General features: G+C 73.1%; 15 protein-coding genes. 11 read left to right on the forward strand and 4 right to left on the reverse strand.

Annotation, left to right across the window (positions count from 1 at the left end; genetic code table 11):
* Nucleotides 1-55: 55 nt before the first annotated feature.
* Nucleotides 56-343 (reverse strand): 1,2-phenylacetyl-CoA epoxidase subunit PaaB, encoded by a 288-nt coding sequence (paaB, locus tag ACF1BE_RS05215; RefSeq protein ID WP_014673816.1) that lies wholly within the window; start codon nucleotides 341-343, stop codon nucleotides 56-58.
* A complete protein-coding gene (paaA, locus tag ACF1BE_RS05220) occupies nucleotides 340-1,353 on the reverse strand; it encodes a 1,2-phenylacetyl-CoA epoxidase subunit PaaA (RefSeq protein ID WP_392197601.1) in 1,014 nt (337 codons plus the stop codon). Before paaA ends, paaB begins: the two co-directional genes overlap by 4 nt.
* Nucleotides 1,354-1,862: 509 nt before the next feature.
* Between paaA and ACF1BE_RS05225 the strand changes: the two genes are divergently transcribed.
* The 3 genes from ACF1BE_RS05225 to ACF1BE_RS05235 are packed head-to-tail and all read left to right on the forward strand — an operon-like array spanning nucleotide 1,863 to nucleotide 4,602.
* On the forward strand, nucleotides 1,863-2,612 hold the full coding sequence (locus tag ACF1BE_RS05225) for a DUF5819 family protein (protein ID WP_392197836.1): 750 nt from the start codon (nucleotides 1,863-1,865) through the stop codon (nucleotides 2,610-2,612).
* On the forward strand, nucleotides 2,609-3,820 hold the full coding sequence (locus tag ACF1BE_RS05230) for an HTTM domain-containing protein (RefSeq protein ID WP_392197602.1): 1,212 nt from the start codon (nucleotides 2,609-2,611) through the stop codon (nucleotides 3,818-3,820). The genes ACF1BE_RS05225 and ACF1BE_RS05230 overlap by 4 nt, the downstream gene beginning before the upstream one ends.
* Nucleotides 3,817-4,602: a TrmH family RNA methyltransferase gene (locus ACF1BE_RS05235; RefSeq protein ID WP_392197603.1), complete on the forward strand. Its 786-nt coding sequence runs from the start codon at nucleotides 3,817-3,819 to the stop codon at nucleotides 4,600-4,602. Before ACF1BE_RS05230 ends, ACF1BE_RS05235 begins: the two co-directional genes overlap by 4 nt.
* Nucleotides 4,603-4,612: 10 nt before the next feature.
* On the opposite strand, the gene paaN is transcribed toward ACF1BE_RS05235, so the two are convergent.
* Nucleotides 4,613-6,304, reverse strand: coding sequence for a phenylacetic acid degradation protein PaaN (paaN, locus tag ACF1BE_RS05240; protein ID WP_392197604.1), 1,692 nt, complete (start codon nucleotides 6,302-6,304; stop codon nucleotides 4,613-4,615).
* A 159-nt stretch (nucleotides 6,305-6,463) separates the two neighbouring features.
* On the opposite strand from paaN, the gene ACF1BE_RS05245 reads away from it, so the two are divergent.
* Both ACF1BE_RS05245 and ACF1BE_RS05250 read left to right on the forward strand, forming a co-directional pair.
* Complete coding sequence (locus tag ACF1BE_RS05245; protein WP_392197605.1) at nucleotides 6,464-7,978, forward strand: 3-hydroxyacyl-CoA dehydrogenase; 1,515 nt, start codon at nucleotides 6,464-6,466, stop codon at nucleotides 7,976-7,978.
* Nucleotides 7,975-8,562, forward strand: coding sequence for a TetR/AcrR family transcriptional regulator (locus ACF1BE_RS05250; protein WP_392197606.1), 588 nt, complete (start codon nucleotides 7,975-7,977; stop codon nucleotides 8,560-8,562). Before ACF1BE_RS05245 ends, ACF1BE_RS05250 begins: the two co-directional genes overlap by 4 nt.
* Nucleotides 8,563-8,564: 2 nt before the next feature.
* On the opposite strand, the gene ACF1BE_RS05255 is transcribed toward ACF1BE_RS05250, so the two are convergent.
* Complete coding sequence (locus ACF1BE_RS05255) at nucleotides 8,565-9,062, reverse strand: Lrp/AsnC family transcriptional regulator (RefSeq protein ID WP_392197607.1); 498 nt, start codon at nucleotides 9,060-9,062, stop codon at nucleotides 8,565-8,567.
* A 175-nt stretch (nucleotides 9,063-9,237) separates the two neighbouring features.
* On the opposite strand from ACF1BE_RS05255, the gene pdhA reads away from it, so the two are divergent.
* From pdhA to ACF1BE_RS05285, 6 genes are all read left to right on the forward strand, one after another.
* Nucleotides 9,238-10,401 carry a pyruvate dehydrogenase (acetyl-transferring) E1 component subunit alpha gene (pdhA, locus tag ACF1BE_RS05260; RefSeq protein ID WP_392197608.1) on the forward strand — a complete coding sequence of 388 codons (1,164 nt, stop codon included), beginning with the start codon at nucleotides 9,238-9,240 and terminating at the stop codon, nucleotides 10,399-10,401.
* Entirely contained in the window at nucleotides 10,398-11,402 is a 1,005-nt protein-coding gene (locus tag ACF1BE_RS05265) for an alpha-ketoacid dehydrogenase subunit beta (RefSeq protein WP_392197609.1), read from the forward strand. The genes pdhA and ACF1BE_RS05265 overlap by 4 nt, the downstream gene beginning before the upstream one ends.
* Complete coding sequence (locus ACF1BE_RS05270) at nucleotides 11,402-12,886, forward strand: dihydrolipoamide acetyltransferase family protein (protein ID WP_392197610.1); 1,485 nt, start codon at nucleotides 11,402-11,404, stop codon at nucleotides 12,884-12,886. Before ACF1BE_RS05265 ends, ACF1BE_RS05270 begins: the two co-directional genes overlap by 1 nt.
* Nucleotides 12,887-13,002: 116 nt before the next feature.
* Nucleotides 13,003-13,914 carry an NTP transferase domain-containing protein gene (locus tag ACF1BE_RS05275; RefSeq protein WP_392197611.1) on the forward strand — a complete coding sequence of 304 codons (912 nt, stop codon included), beginning with the start codon at nucleotides 13,003-13,005 and terminating at the stop codon, nucleotides 13,912-13,914.
* On the forward strand, nucleotides 13,911-15,317 hold the full coding sequence (locus ACF1BE_RS05280; protein ID WP_392197612.1) for a molybdopterin-binding protein: 1,407 nt from the start codon (nucleotides 13,911-13,913) through the stop codon (nucleotides 15,315-15,317). Before ACF1BE_RS05275 ends, ACF1BE_RS05280 begins: the two co-directional genes overlap by 4 nt.
* Entirely contained in the window at nucleotides 15,314-16,411 is a 1,098-nt protein-coding gene (locus ACF1BE_RS05285) for a potassium channel family protein (RefSeq protein ID WP_392197613.1), read from the forward strand. Before ACF1BE_RS05280 ends, ACF1BE_RS05285 begins: the two co-directional genes overlap by 4 nt.
* The last annotated feature ends 20 nt before the right edge of the window (nucleotides 16,412-16,431 follow it).

Consider the following 16,431-nt stretch of genomic DNA (forward strand, 5'->3'; position numbering starts at 1 on the left):
GGGAAGCCGGCCGGGCCGGTGGGGGATACCGGGACGGTGGTGGGTCCGGTGGCGGTCACAGGTGCTTCACCCCTTCCGGGATCTCGTAGAAGGTCGGATGCCGGTAGGGCTTGTCGGCGGCCGGCTCGAAGAACGGGTCCTTCTCGTCCGGTGACGACGCGGTGATCGCGGCGGCCGGCACCACCCAGATCGAGACACCCTCGCCACGCCGGGTGTACAGGTCACGGGCGTTGCGCAGGGCCAGCTCGGCGTCGGGGGCGTGCAGGCTGCCGGCGTGGGTGTGGGAGAGGCCGCGCCGGGAGCGCACGAAGACCTCCCACAGGGGCCAGTCGGTGGTGCTCATGCTCGCGTCGCTCCTGTCTCACCGGTGCTGCCGGTGTGCTTGGCCGCGTAGGCCGCGGCCGCTTCCCTTACCCATGCGCCCTCGTCGTGGGCGCGCCTGCGCTGGGTGATCCGCTGGTCGTTGCACGGGCCGTTGCCCTTGAGGACGTCCCAGAACTCGGTCCAGTCGATCGCGCCGAAGTCGTGCTGACCCCGCTCCTCGTTCCATCGCAGGTCCGGGTCGGGGAGGGTGAGGCCCAGCGACTCGGCCTGCGGAACGCAGATGTCGACGAAGCGCTGGCGCAACTCGTCGTTGGAGTGACGCTTGATCTTCCACTCCATCGACTGCGCGGAGTGCTGGGACTCGTCGTCGGGCGGGCCGAACATCATCAGCGACGGCCACCACCAGCGGTCCACCGCGTCCTGCGCCATCGCGTGCTGCTCGGGGGTGCCCTTGCTCAGGGCCATGAGCAGCTCGTAGCCCTGGCGCTGGTGGAAGGACTCCTCCTTGCAGATCCGCACCATCGCGCGGGCGTACGGACCGTAGGAGCAGCGGCACAGGGGGACCTGGTTGGTGATGGCGGCGCCGTCCACCAGCCAGCCGATCGCGCCGACGTCGGCCCAGGTCAGCGTCGGGTAGTTGAAGATCGAGGAGTACTTCTGGCGGCCGGAGTGCAGTTTGCCGAGCAGCTCGTCGCGGCTGGTGCCGAGGGTCTCGGCCGCGCTGTACAGATACAGGCCGTGGCCGGCCTCGTCCTGGACCTTGGCCATGAGGATCGCCTTGCGGCGCAGGGAGGGCGCGCGGGTGATCCAGTTGGCCTCCGGCTGCATGCCGATGATCTCGGAGTGCGCGTGCTGGGCGATCTGCCGGACCAGCGTCGCCCGGTAGGCGTCGGGCATCCAGTCACGCGGTTCGATGCGTTCGTCGGCGGCCACGGCCGCGTCGAAAGCGCTCTGGTAGGCCGTCGTGTCGACGGTGCGGGCGCCGTCCGCCTCCGTACGAACCGTGCGCTGCGCGGCTGCTGTGGCCATGTGGTCCCCCTGACCTCGGGCTCTGCGGTGAGCACTGTCCCGATCGGGCCGCCACCCTGTCCCGACCGATCGTTCGGTTCATGCGCAACCATGGTGTGCCGGGCCGCCACGGAGTGTCAACCGCTGTGGAAAACTCGGCGGGCCGCCTGTGGACAACACCCACGAGCAGGCCGGAGACCGGCCTGGGCGGGGCCAGGAACCCATCGTGCGGCGGAGCTGGGCGGGGCCGGACGCGCCCCGCGTGGCGAGCACCATCCGTGCCGGGCCCGTACCCGGGGCTGCGCCCGGTGCCCGGGGCTGAGTACCGTTCCGTCGAGCGCCGAGACGTGGCGCTCGTGAGGCATGCGGCGCCTGTGCCGGGCGCGACGCCACCGGGCCGTCCCGCTCAGCGCACCGCTGGGCCGGGCGACCGGGGCGTACGACCGAGCGGGACGCATGACCGAGCGGACGAACCGACCGAGCGGGACGACCGAGCCGACCGCATGAGCCGAGACGGGGGACGGGACCACATGGACGCGTACGACGAGGACCCGCGGGGCCCGCAGGGCCCGGACGGGTCGGCCGGGACGCGTCTCCCGGAAGATCCGCCACAGCACCCGCCGCCCCCGCCCCGCACCGGAGTCGCCGCGCTCTCCCCCCGCTACCAGGTCGGCGCCGCGCTGGCGCTCGCGGTGGTCGCCGTCGCCGCCTGCGTGCACGTGCTGATGGTGTTCCTCAGCCTGGCGCCCGCCAACACGGTGACCAAGCAGCACGGCAAGGCGATAGAGGAGTGGCTCTATCCGGAGTTCGAGCAGAACTGGAAGCTGTTCGCGCCGAACCCGCTCCAGCAGAACATCGCCGTCCAGGTGCGTGCCCAGGTGCGCCTGCACGGCGGCGGCGTGCGGACCACCGGCTGGACCGACCTCTCCGCCCAGGACGGCGCCGCCATCGACGGCAACCTGGTGCCCAGCCACACCCAGCAGAACGAGCTGCGCCGGGCCTGGGACTACTTCGCGGCCACGCACGGCGCCGACAACCGTCCCGTGGGCCTGCGCGGCGCCCTCTCCGAGCAGTACTTGCGGCGGATCGTGGTGATGCGCCTGTACCGGAGCGATCCGACCAGCCGGGAAGGTGTGATCCAGCGCGTGCAGGTCCGTTCCACCACCACCAATGTCCAGCCGCCGGCGTGGAGCCGTGAGCGGGTCTCCGACAAGCCCGTCCACCGCCTGATGCCCTGGTGGTCCCTGACGGCCGACGAGGCGGCGGGAGGCGTGCGGTGAACGAGTTGTCCCTGGCACTGTCACGTGGTGTCGCCCGGGTCACCGGGGCGGCCCTCGGCCCCTATCAGAGCGCCGTGATCCGGATCGGCTTCTCGCTGACCTGGCTGCTCTTCCTGTTGCGCGAGTTCCCCCACCGCCAGGAGCTGTACGGCCCCACCGGCCCGTGGGGCTGGAACCTCGCCAAGCGGCTGACGGAGGACAACCACGCGTTCACGGCACTGCTGTGGTCCGACGGCCGGCTCTGGTTCGAGTGCTGCTACACGCTGGCGATCCTCGCGAGCGCCGCCCTGCTGCTCGGCTGGCGCGCCCGGACCGCCTCCCTGCTGTTCATGGTGGGCGTGCTGTCGCTCCAGAACCGCAGCGTCTTCGTCGGCGACGGCGGTGACAACGTGCTGCACCTGATGTCCTTCTACCTGGTGTTCACGCGCTGCGGCCAGGTGTGGTCCCTCGACGCGCGGCGCGCGGCCCGCGCCGAGGCGGCACGCGCGCGTGGCGAGGACGTGCCCGCCGACCGGGTGGGACCGGTGCTGTGGGCGGTGCTCGGCTCGGCGCTCGGCACGGTCACGCTGACCGGCCGTTTCGACAACGGCTGGCTGATCCCCGCGCTGCTGTGGACAGCCTGGGCGGCGCTCGGCCTGTGGTGGGCCGCCGGCCGCCGACAGGCCTGGGACCAGCCCCGGATCCTGCTGGACGTCATCAGCAACGTCCTGCACAACGGAGCCCTGGCCGTGATCATGGCGGAGGCCTGTCTGATCTACGCCACGGCCGGCTGGTACAAGATCCAGGGCTCGCGCTGGCAGGACGGCACCGCCGTCTACTACCCGCTCCACCTGGACTACTTCTCGCCCTGGCCCGGACTCGCCGACCTGATGTCCTCCAGCGGGACGATCATGATGGTCGTGGCCTACGGGACCGTCATGGTGCAGGTCGCCTTCCCGTTCACCCTCTTCAACCGGCGGGTCAAGAACGTCCTGCTGGTGCTGATGATGACCGAGCACGCGGTGATCGCGGTCGTCCTCGGGCTGCCGTTCTTCTCGCTGGCGATGATCGCGGCGGACGCGGTGTTCCTGCCGACGGGCTTCCTGCGCCGACTGGGCGGAGTGGCGGGACGCGCGTGTGGACGGCTCGTGCGGCGCGGCGGCCGTACGGTCCCCCCGCCACGCTCCCCGGAGGAGGCCACGCCGGGCCGCGTAGGGTTCACCGCATGACCGGCCCCCTGGACCGCTGGCGCGCGCACGCGGAGGACGCCGTGCTGCTCGACGGCTTCCACGCCCTGAAGCACGCGCTGCGCTTCGGTGCCGAGGTGCCGGTCGCGGTCACCACCGACCGGGAGGCCGCACTCGCCCTCGCCGAGGAACTGGCCGTGGACGTACGGGACACGCTGGCCGGCCTGCTGACGGAGGTGTCCGGGCCTGCGTACGCCGCCCTCGTCCCGCGCCCGCATCCGACCGGCGTGGCCGCGCTGGCCGTGCGGCCGTCGCGTGCGGCCGGTCTGGCCGCACTCGCCCGCACGCCCCGCACCGCGCCCGTCGTGGTCCTGGACAATCCCCGCAACCTCGGCAACGCCGGTGCCGTGATCCGGCTGGCCGCCGGCTTCGGGGCCACCGGTGTCGTCACCACGGGCACGCTCGACCCGTGGCATCCGGCCGTGGTGCGCGGCGGTGCGGGCCTGCACTTCGCGACCACCGTGGAACACCTCGACGTCGGCGACCTGCCCGCCGGACCGTTGTTCGCCCTCGACCCGGAGGGTGAGGACATCCGCGGCACCCGGCTGCCCGACGACGCCGTCCTGGCCTTCGGCTCGGAACGCACCGGTCTCTCCGCGGAGCTGCGGGCCCGCGCCGACCACCTCCTGCGCCTCCCGATGCGCCCCCAGGTCTCCAGCTACAACCTGGCCACCAGCGTGGCGATGACGCTGTACCACTGGAGCGCGAGCGGCGCCCCCGGGGCCGCCCGTCCGCTGCGACGGCCCTCGGCACCCGGCCGGTGAGGAGGAGTGCCTACGCCTCCCGGCGGACCTCCACCACCCGGAAGCGGCCGGCCACGAAGGCGCCGTCGCACAGGGCCGCGTTCGCCGCCGGGTTGCCGCCCGAGCCGTGGAAGTCGGAGAACGCGGCCGTCTGGTTGACGTAGACCCCGCCGGTCAGGTTCAGGGAGAGCTGGGCCGCCTCCTCCAGGCAGACCTCCTCGACGGCGCGCTCGGTAGCGGCGTCGGTGGTGTAGGCGCCGACCGTCATCGCGCCCTTCTCCCGGACCGTGCGGCGCAGCAACTGGACCGCGTCCGTCACCGAGTCGACGGCGACGGCGAAGGAGACGGGGCCGAAGCACTCGCTCATGTAGGCCGCCTCGTCGTCCGGCTTGGCGCCGTCGAGCTTCACGACGACCGGGGTGCGGACCACGGCGCCCGGGAACTCCGGGTTGGTGATCTCGCGGGAGGCCAGGGCGACCTCGCCGAGACCGGCCGCTGCCTCGAGACGGGCCTTGACATCGGGGTTGACGATCGCGCCGAGCAGGGCGTTCGCGCGGGCGTCGTCACCGAGCAGGCCGTCGATGGCCCGCGCGAGGTCGGCGGTGACCTCGTCGAAGGTCCTGGGGCCCTGGTCGGTGGTGATGCCGTCCCGGGGGATCAGCAGGTTCTGCGGGGTGGTGCACATCTGGCCGCTGTAGAGCGACAGCGAGAACGCCAGGTTGGACAGCATGCCCTTGTAGTCGTCCGTGGAGTGCACGATCACCGTGTTGACGCCGGCCTTCTCCGTGTAGACCTGCGCCTGGTGGGCGTTGGTCTCCAGCCAGTCGCCGAAGGAGGTCGACCCGGTGTAGTCGATGATCCTGATCTCGGGACGGGTGGCGAGGGTCTTGGCGATGCCCTCGCCGGGGCGCTCGGCGGCCAGCGCGACCAGGTTCGGGTCGAAGCCGGCCCCGGCCAGCACGTCCCGGGCGACCTGCACGGTCAGCGCGAGCGGCAGCACCGCGCGCGGGTGCGGCTTGACCAGGACCGCGTTGCCGGTGGCCAGGGACGCGAACAGGCCCGGGTAGCCGTTCCAGGTGGGGAAGGTGTTGCAGCCGATGACCAGGCCGATGCCGCGCGGGACCGGGGTGAACCGCTTGGTGAGGGTCAGCGGGTCCCGCTTGCCCTGCGGCTTGCTCCACTCCGCCGTGCCGGGCGTGCGGACCTGCTCCGCGAAGGCGTACGCCACCGCCTCCAGACCGCGGTCCTGGGCGTGCGGGCCGCCCGCCTGGAACGCCATCATGAACGCCTGACCGCTGGTGTGCATCACCGCGTGCGCGAACTCGTGCGTCCGGTCGCTGATCCGCTTGAGGATCTCCAGGCAGACCACAGCCCGCACCTCCGGGCCCGCGTCCCGCCACGCCCGCTGTCCGGCCCGCATGGCGGGCAGCAGCACGTCGATGTCCGCGTGCGGGTAGGTCACACCCAGCTCGACGCCGTACGGCGAGACCTCACCGCCCACCCAGTCGTCCGTACCGGGCTGGCCGAGGTCCAGGCGGGTGCCCAGCAGGGCGTCGAAGGCGGCCTTGCCCGCCGCCGCGTCCAGGCTGCCGTGCTCGCCGTAGGCCTTGGGGTGCTCGGGGTGCGGGGACCAGTACGCGCGCGTGCGGATCGTTTCCAGGGCCTGGTCGAGAGTGGGCCGGTGCTTCGCGGTCAACTCGTGCGCGGTCAGTTCGGCGGCCATGCGGGACCAACTCCTCGTCTGGAGAACTCTTCGTCGAGTTCACGACCTGGCAGAAAGAGCAGCGGGATGGGGCAGTCAGAGCTAGAGTAACCGAACGATCGGTCGGGACAAGGGGGTCCGCCGCATCTGTGGAAAACCCCGTGCGGGAGGATCGCGCACATGACAGCAATCGACCTCAGCAGCCCCGTGGCCGTCGTCGGCACCGGCACCATGGGCCAGGGAATCGCCCAGGTCGCGCTGGTCGCCGGCCACCCCGTGCGGCTGTACGACGCCGTCCCCGGACGCGCCCGGGACGCGGCCGACGCGATCGGCGCACGCCTCGACCGGCTGGTGGCCAAGGGGCGGCTCACCGACGCCGGCCGGGACGCGGCCCGTGCCCGCCTCCGGCCCGCGGACAGCCTCACGGAGCTGGCCGACTGCGCGCTCGTCGTGGAGGCCGTCCTGGAGCGGCTCGACGTCAAACAGCGGCTCTTCGGCGAGCTGGAGGACATCGTCACCGAAGACTGCCTGCTCGCCACCAACACCTCCTCGCTGTCGGTGACGGCCGTCGGCGGCGCCCTGCGCCACCCCGGGCGCTTCGTCGGCCTGCACTTCTTCAACCCGGCACCGCTGCTGCCACTGGTCGAGGTGGTCTCCGGGGCCGCCACCGGCGTCACGTCGGCCACGCGCGCGTACGAGACCGCCCGCGCCTGGGGCAAGACCCCGGTGGCCTGCGCGGACACCCCGGGCTTCATCGTCAACCGCATCGCCCGGCCGTTCTACGCCGAGGCGTTCGCGGTCCACGAGGCCCGGGCCGCCGACCCCGCGACCATCGACGCGGTCCTGCGCGAGTGCGGCGGGTTCCGGATGGGCGCGTTCGAACTGACCGACCTCATCGGCCAGGACGTCAACGAATCCGTCACGCACTCGGTGTGGCAGTCCTTCTTCCAGGACGTGCGCTTCACCCCCTCCCTGGCCCAGCGCCGGCTGGTGGAGTCCGGTCGGCTCGGCCGCAAGAGCGGGCACGGCTGGTACGACCACACCGAGGGCGCCGAGCGGCCCCGGCCGCACACCGCGGACAGGGAGCAGCCGCCCGCCCACGTCGTCGTCGAGGGCGGCCTGGGCCCGGCGGGCGGGCTCATCCCGCTGATCCGCGAGGCGGGCATCGAGGTCCGGGCGGAGGACGCCTACGACGGCACCCGCCTGGTGCTCCCCGGCGGCGGCCGGCTGGTCCTCGCCGACGGCCGGACCTCCGTGGAGTCCCGCGACGTCGTCCACTTCGACCTCGCCCTGGACTACCGCACGGCCACCCGCATCGCCCTCTCCGCCTCCCAGGACACCTCGCCGCAGGCCCTCGCCGAGGCCACCGGCCTGTTCCAGGCACTCGGCAAGGAGGTCAGCGTCATCGGCGACGTGCCCGGCCTGATCGTCGCCCGCACGGTCGCCCGGATCATCGACCTCGCCCACGACGCCGTCGCCAAGGGGGTGGCAACCGAGGAGGACGTCGACACCGCGATGCGCCTGGGCGTCAACTACCCGCTCGGCCCCTTCGAGTGGGACCGCAGGCTAGGCTCCCGCTTCGCCTTCGGCATCCTGTACGAGATGCACGACCGCGACCCCTCCGGACGCTATGCGCCCTCCCTGGCGCTGTACCGCCACGCGTATGCCATCGACAAGCGGGAGGGCACCTCATGACCACGGCCAGGCGCGACACCTACACTCCCGAGACGCTGCTCGCCGTCGCCGTCCGCATCTTCAACGAGCGCGGCTACGACGGCACCTCCATGGAGCACCTCTCCAAGGCGGCCGGTATCTCCAAGTCGTCGATCTACCACCACGTCAGCGGCAAGGAGGAACTGTTGCGCCGCGCCGTCAGCCGCGCCCTGGACGGCCTGTTCGCCATCCTGGACGAGGAGCACGCGCGCGTGGGGCGCCCCGCCGACCGGCTGGAACACGTCGTACGCCGCATGGTCGAGGTGCTCATAGCCGAGCTGCCCTACGTGACGCTGCTGCTGCGCGTGCGCGGCAACACCGCCACCGAGCGGTGGGCGCTGGAGCGCCGCCGCGACTTCGACCACCGGGTCGCCGAGCTGCTCAAGGCGGCCGCCGCCGAGGGGGACGTGGGCGGCGACGTGGAGGTCCGCCTGGCCACCCGGCTGGTCTTCGGGATGATCAACTCGATCGTGGAGTGGTACCGGCCGGACCCGCGGGGCGCGAGCGCCCGCGACGTGTCCGACGCCGTCGTCCGTCTGGTGTTCTCGGGACTGCGCCGGAGCTGACCTCAGCCGTCCGGCTCCAGGTCCTCCTCCTCGAAGACCAGCAACGTGCGGGTGCTGAGCACCTCGGGGATCGCCTGGAGCCGGGTGAGCACCAGCTCACGCAGCGCCTTGTTGTCGGGCGTGTGCACCAGCAGCAGCACATCGAAGTCACCGCCCACCAGCGCGATGTGGGAGGCGCCGGGCAGCAGCCTGAGCTGCTCGCGGACCGTGCGCCAGGAGTTCTGGACGATCTTCAGGGTGATGTACGCCGACGTGCCGTGGCCCGCGCGCTCGTGGTCCACGCGCGCGCTGAAGCCCCGGATGACCCCGTCCTCGACGAGCCGGTTGATGCGCGCGTACGCGTTGGCGCGGGAGACGTGGACGCGTTCGGCGACGGACCGTATCGAGGCCCGGCCGTCGGCCTGCAGGATCTTCAGGATGTCCTGGTCGATGGCGTCCAGCGGGCGGGGCGGCAGCAGGGCACCGTCCTGCGGCCCGTCGGCCATTTGTTCAGGTCCCATGTCCCCCCGCTCGGTCACCGTGGACGTCCTGCGTTCATTGCAGGCTGTGCAGAACCGTTTGTCCACAGCCTGGCGGCGCCTGTAGCCAAAATGCGTCGACGACCGAACAATCGGTTGGTGAGGCGGGTCACATCCGACACGCCTCCCGTAGCCGCTCCCACGAGGAGGTGCCGTCATGACGGTTCTGGAGCAGCGGGGCGCGTACCGGCCTTCGCCGCCGCCCGCCTGGCAGCCCCGTATGGACCCCGCGCCGCTGCTGCCCGACGCCGAGCCCTACCGCGTCCTCGGCACCGAGGCGGCCGGAAAGGCCGACCCGGACCTGCTGCGCCGGCTGTACGCCCAGCTGGTGCGCGGGCGGCGTTACAACACGCAGGCCACCGCGCTGACCAAACAGGGCCGGCTCGCCGTCTACCCGTCCACCACCGGTCAGGAGGCCTGCGAGATCGCCGCCGCGCTGGCGCTGGAGGAGCGCGACTGGCTCTTCCCGAGCTACCGCGACACGCTCGCCGTCGTCGCCCGCGGCGTGGACCCCGTGGAGGTGCTCACCCTGCTGCGCGGCGACTGGCACAACGGCTACGACCCCCGGACCCACCGGGTGGCCCCGCTCAGCACCCCGCTCGCCACCCAGCTGCCGCACGCCGTCGGCCTGGCCCACGCCGCCCGGCTCAAGGGCGACGACGTGGTCGCGCTCGCCATGGTCGGCGACGGCGGCACCAGCGAGGGCGACTTCCACGAGGCGATGAACTTCGCCGCCGTCTGGCAGGCACCGGTCGTCTTCCTGGTGCAGAACAACGGCTTCGCCATCTCCGTCCCGCTCGCCAAGCAGACCGCCGCGCCCTCCCTGGCCCACAAGGCCGTCGGGTACGGCATGCCGGGCCGGCTGGTCGACGGCAACGACGCCGCGGCCGTGCACGAGGTCCTCAGCGACGCCGTACGGCACGCGCGCGCGGGCGGTGGTCCGACCCTGGTGGAAGCGGTGACGTACCGCATCGACGCCCACACCAACGCCGACGACGCCACCCGCTACCGCGGCGACGCCGAGGTCGAGGCCTGGCGGGCGCACGATCCGCTCCAGCTGCTGGAGCGTGAGCTGACCACACGCGGGCTGCTCGACGAGGCCGGGATCGAGGCCGCCCGGCAGGACGCCGAGACGATGGCCGCCGATCTGCGAGAGCGCATGAACCGGGACCCCGAGCTCCAGCCCATGGACCTCTTCGACCACGTCCACGCCGAGAGCACCGCACAGCTGCGGGAGCAGCGCGCCCAGTTGCGGGCCGAGCTGGAGGCCGAGCAGGAGCAGCACGGCGAGCACGACGCGCGGGAAGGCGGCGCCCGATGACCACCGTCGCCGTCAAGCCCGCCACCATGGCGCAGGCCCTCACGCGCGCGATGCGCGACGCGATGGCGGCCGACCCGGCCGTGCACGTCATGGGCGAGGACGTCGGCACCCTCGGCGGAGTGTTCCGGGTCACCGACGGGCTCGCCAAGGAGTTCGGCGAGGACCGCTGCACCGACACCCCGCTCGCCGAGGCCGGCATCCTCGGCACCGCCGTGGGCATGGCCATGTACGGCCTGCGGCCCGTGGTGGAGATGCAGTTCGACGCCTTCGCCTACCCGGCGTTCGAGCAGCTGATCAGCCATGTCTCCCGGATGCGCAACCGCACCCGGGGCAGGATGCCCCTGCCGATCACCGTCCGCGTCCCGTACGGCGGCGGCATCGGCGGCGTCGAGCATCACAGCGACTCCTCCGAGGCCTACTACATGGCGACCCCGGGCCTGCACGTCGTCACGCCCGCGACCGTCGCCGACGCCTACGGACTGCTGCGCCGGTCCATCGCCTCCGACGACCCGGTCGTCTTCCTGGAGCCCAAGCGGCTGTACTGGTCGAAGGACGCCTGGAATCCCGAGCAGCCCACGGACGTCGAACCCATCGGCCGGGCCGTGGTCCGGAGGTCCGGCCGCACCGCCACGCTCATCACCTACGGCCCCTCGCTCCCGGTCTGCCTGGAGGCGGCCGAGGCCGCCCGGGCCGAGGGCTGGGACCTGGAGGTCGTCGACCTGCGTTCCCTGGTGCCGTTCGACGACGAGACGGTCTGCGCGGCCGTCCGGCGCACCGGACGCGCGGTCGTCGTGCACGAGGCCACCGGGTTCGGCGGGCCGGGCGGCGAGATCGCGGCCCGGATCACCGAGCGCTGCTTCCACCACCTGGAGGCGCCGGTGCTGCGCGTGGCCGGGTTCGACATCCCGTATCCGCCGCCCATGCTCGAGCGGCACCACCTGCCCGGCGTCGACCGCATTCTGGACGCCGTGGCCCGGCTGCAGTGGGAGGCCGAGGGCTGATGGCTCAGGTGCTGGAATTCAGACTGCCGGACCTCGGTGAGGGGCTCACCGAGGCGGAGGTCGTCCGCTGGCTGGTCCAGGTCGGTGACGTGGTCGTCGTCGACCAGCCCGTGGTCGAGGTCGAGACGGCCAAGGCGATGGTCGAGGTGCCCTGCCCCTACGGTGGCGTGGTCACCGCCCGCTTCGGTGAGGAGGGCACCGAACTGCCCGTCGGCGCCCCGCTGCTGACGGTGGCCGTGGGCGAACCGACGGCGGAGCCCGAGGGCTCCGGAAACGTCCTGGTCGGCTACGGCACCCAGGCACCGGCTGCCCGGAGGCGCCGGGTCAGGACGGCGACCACCGGGACGGCGACGACCGGGACGGTGGCACCCGGCGAGGCGACGGCCGGTACGGCGACCGGAAACGGCCAGGGCGCAGGCCCAGGCCAGGGCGCCGGTCCTGGGCAGGGGGCCCGCAACAGGTCGGCGGCAGTGCACGGGAACGCCGCGCCGGGCGCCCACGCGCTCGTGAACGCGACGGCACCGGTACCGGCCTCCCCGCCGGCACCGGCACAGGCCCTCGCACCGCCACCCGCCCCGTCCCCCGCGTCCGCCGACGGACCGGTCCCCGTGATCTCGCCCCTCGTGCGCCGGCTCGCCCGTGACAACGGTGTGGACCTGCGGCAGCTGGCCGGCTCGGGGCCGGACGGGCTCATCCTGCGCGCGGACGTCGAGGACGTGCTGCGGGCCAAGGCCGCGCAGGCACCGGCGGCCGAGGAGACGGCCGTGCGGGCGCCCGTCGCGGCCCCGGCCGAGGGCCAGGTCCGCGTCCCGCTCAAGGGAGTGCGCGGTGCCGTCGCGGACAAGCTCTCCCGCAGCCGCCGGGAGATCCCGGACGCGACCTGCTGGGTCGACGCCGACGCGACCGAGTTGCTGCGCGCCCGCGCGGTGGTCAACGCGGCCGGGGGTCCGAAGATCTCCCTCCTCGCGCTGCTCGCCCGCATCAGTACGGCGGCCCTGGCCCGGTTCCCCGAGCTGAACTCCTTCGTCGACACCGACGCCCGCGAGGTCGTCCGGCTCGACCGGGTCCACCTCGGGTTCGCCGCCCAGACCGAACGCGGACTGGTCGTACCGGTCGTCCGGGACGCCCACGCGCGTGACGCCGAATCGCTGACCGCCGAGTTCGCCCGGCTCACCGAAGCGGCCCGCGCGGGGAAGCTCACACCCGGGGAACTCACCGGCGGCACCTTCACGCTGAACAACTACGGGGTGTTCGGCGTCGACGGATCCACCCCGATCATCAACCACCCCGAGGCGGCCATGCTCGGCGTCGGCCGCATCGTCGCCAAGCCGTGGGTGCACGACGGCGAGCTGGCCGTCCGCCAGGTCGTGCAGCTCTCGCTCACCTTCGACCACCGGGTGTGCGACGGCGGTACGGCGGGCGGTTTCCTGCGGTACGTGGCGGACTGCGTGGAACAGCCGGCGGTACTGCTGCGCACCCTGTGAGCGCGCCTCGGAAGCACACCCCGCGAGAGACGTGAACGCACCCTGCGCGAGGTGCACGCGCACGCTGTGACGTACGCCAACACCGGAAGGAGAGGCCGGCAGGACATACTCGGAGGGTGACCGACACCGCCCCCGCCGTCCCCGGGACGCCCACGCCGTACGACGCCGTCGTGCTGGCCGGCGGTGCCGCCCGGCGGCTCGGCGGGGCCGACAAGCCCGGACTCCGAGTCGGTGGCCGTACGCTCCTCGACCGGGTGCTCGCGGCCTGCGCGGGTGCCCGGACGACCGTGGTGGTGGCCGCGCCCCGGCCCACCGCCCGGCCGGTGCGCTGGGCGCGCGAGGAGCCGTCCGGCGGGGGACCGGTCGCCGCGCTGGAGGCCGGCCTCCGGCTCACCGCCGCCGCGCACACCGTCGTCCTCTCCGCCGACCTGCCGTTCCTTCGAGAGGGCACCGTCCAGCGGCTGCTGACTGCGCTTCAGGACACCGACGCCGACGGCGCGCTGCTCACCGACGCCGGCGGCCGTGAGCAGCCGCTCGTCGCCGCCTACCGCACCGCCACGCTCCGCCGCGAGCTGACCGCCCTCGCCGCCGCGCCCGACGGCCTCTGCGGGTTGCCCCTGCGCCGCCTGACGGCCGCTCTCCGCCTCACCCGCGTCCCGGACACGCAGGCGTCCTTCGACTGCGACACCTGGGACGACATCGCCCACGCCAGGGCACGCATCAGGGAGCATGGGCACGTGTTGGATGAATGGATCTCCGCAGTCAAGGACGAGCTGGGCATCGACCTGGACGTCGACACCGGCGCCCTGCTCGACCTGGCCCGTGACGCCGCGCACGGCGTGGCCCGGCCCGCCGCCCCGCTGACCACGTTCCTCGTCGGTTACGCCGCGGCCCAGGGCCGGGGCGGCCCCGAGGCCGTAGCGGAGGCCGCCCGCAAGGCCGCCGCGCTGGCCCTGCGATGGGCAGAGGAGAGCGACGGGGGCAAGGAAGAGAACGGCGGGGGCCCGAGCGCCCCGGACGCCGGATGACCGCCCCCGGCACCCGGGCGCAGGCATCCGCCGAGGAGAGCGACGACCTCGACGTCGAGGAGGCCCTGGCCCTCGTGAGGGAAGCCCCCCGGGAAGCCGGGGACGACAGCGCGGGCCACGCGCCCGCCCCGGCCCCGCAGCCGTCCGGCGCACGGCCCGCCGAGCGGCACCGGGCCACGGCCTGGCCCCGGGCCCGCGAGATCGCCGCCCGCGCCCCGCGCCCCTGCGCCCCGAACGGCACGGCAGCCGCCCCCGCCGGTGCCCGCCGCACCCCCGTCTCCGTCCCGCTCGGTGACGCCCTCGGACTGGTCCTGGCCGCTCCCCTCGACGCGCTCACCGACCTGCCCTCCTTCGACACCTCGGCGATGGACGGCTGGGCGGTCGCCGGACCCGGCCCCTGGCAGGTACGGGCCGAGGGCGTGCTCGCCGGGCACGCGCAGCCCGGCCCGCTGACCGACGGCGAGGCGGTCCGCATCGCCACCGGCGCCCGTGTACCCACCGACACGACCGCCGTCCTGCGCGCCGAACACGGCCGTACCGACGCCCAGGGCCGCCTGCACGCCACCCGGGAAATGCTCCACGGCCAGGACATCCGCCCCCGCGGCCAGGAGTGCCGCAGCGGCGACCAGCTGCTGCCCGTCGGCACCCTGGTCACCCCGGCCGTCCTGGGCCTGGCCGCGGCGGCCGGGTACGACACGGTCACCGCCGTACCCCGTCCCCGGGCCGAGGTCCTCGTCCTCGGTGACGAGCTGCTGACCGGGGGACTCCCCCACGACGGGCTGATCCGGGACGCGCTCGGCCCCATGCTGCCGCCCTGGCTGCGGGCGCTCGGCGCCGAGGTCGTCGCCGTACGCCGGCTCGGTGACGATGCCCGGGCTCTCCGCAAGGCGGTCACCGGTTCCGGCGCCGACCTCATCGTCACCACGGGCGGTACCGCGGCGGGACCCGTCGACCACGTCCACCCGGTCCTGGAACGCATCGGCGCCGAACTCCTCGTCGACGGCGTCAAGGTGCGTCCCGGCCACCCCATGCTGCTGGCGCGCACCAAGGAGAACCAGCACCTCGTCGGGCTGCCCGGCAACCCGCTCGCGGCCGTCTCCGGCCTGCTCACGCTCGCCGAGCCGCTGCTGCGGACCCTCGCCGCCCGTCCCGCCCCCGAGCCGTACACGCTGCCGCTCCGGGAGGCGGTGCAGGGGCATCCGTACGACACCCGGCTCGTCCCCGTGGTGCTGCGCGGTGACCATGCCGTGCCGCTGCACTACAACGGCCCGGCCATGCTCCGTGGCATCGCCGCGGCCGACGCGCTGGCCGTCGTACCGCCGGGCGGGGCCCGTCAGGGTGAGGAGACGGAGCTGCTGGACCTGCCGTGGGCCACCGCCGGGATCGGGGTGTGTTTCACGTGAAACTTCCGGGCCATGACGCCATCGCCCGCCAGGCGGGCGAACATCTGACGACCCAACGGGTGAAACTCCCGAGGAAAGTGGTGGAGCGGCCCATCCGCCAGGTCGTCGAGCGGCTGTTCATGGCCCTGCTGGTACTGGTCGTCACCGCGTTCGTCGTCTACGCCGACCACGACGGCTACCACGACAACTCCGACGGCTCGGTGGATCTGCTCGACGCGTTCTACTACGCGACCGTCACTCTCTCCACCACCGGCTACGGGGACATCACCCCGGTCAGCGACGGCGCCCGGCTCACCAACATCTTCGTGATCACACCCCTGCGCGTGTTGTTCCTGATCATCCTGGTCGGCACCACGCTGGAGGTCCTCACCGAACGCACCCGTGAGGAATGGCGCCTGAACCGCTGGAGGTCCACCTTGCGCGACCACACCGTCGTCGTCGGCTTCGGTACGAAGGGACGGTCGGCCGTCCAGACCGTCTGCGCGACCGGACTGAGGAAGGAGCAGGTGGTCGTCGTCGACCCCAGCGCCAAGGCGATCGAGGCGGCCACCGCCGAGGGCTACGCCGGCGTCATGGGCGACGCCACCCGCAGTGACGTGCTCCGACGGGCCGAGGTGCACCGGGCCCGGCAGATCATCATCGCCCCGCAGCGCGACGACACCTCCGTCCTCGTCACGCTGACCGCCCGCCAGCTCAACCGGGGCGCCAAGATCGTGGCCGCGGTGCGCGAGGAGGAGAACGCCCCGCTGCTCAAGCAGTCCGGAGCGGACGCGGTCATCACCAGCGCCAGCGCGGCCGGCCGGCTGCTGGGGCTCTCCGTGCTCAGTCCCGCCGCCGGCATGGTGATGGAGGACCTGATCCAGCAGGGCAGCGGGCTGGACATCGTGGAACGGCCGGTCGTCCGCGGCGAGGTGGGCAGGAAGCCGCGGGAGACGGACGATCTCGTGGTCAGCGTCGTCCGCGGACACCGCGTGCTCGGCTACGACGATCCCTCCCTGGGCACCCTCCAGCTGACGGACCGGCTCATCACCATCGTCCGCGCCACGCCCGGCGCCCAGATCACCCCGGACACCCGCCCCCTCCCACACGAGTGACGCGACGCCCGGGGAGTAGC

Origin of the sequence: Streptomyces sp. NPDC014991, assembly GCF_043080665.1 — a bacterium.
Lineage (GTDB): Bacteria > Actinomycetota > Actinomycetes > Streptomycetales > Streptomycetaceae > Streptomyces.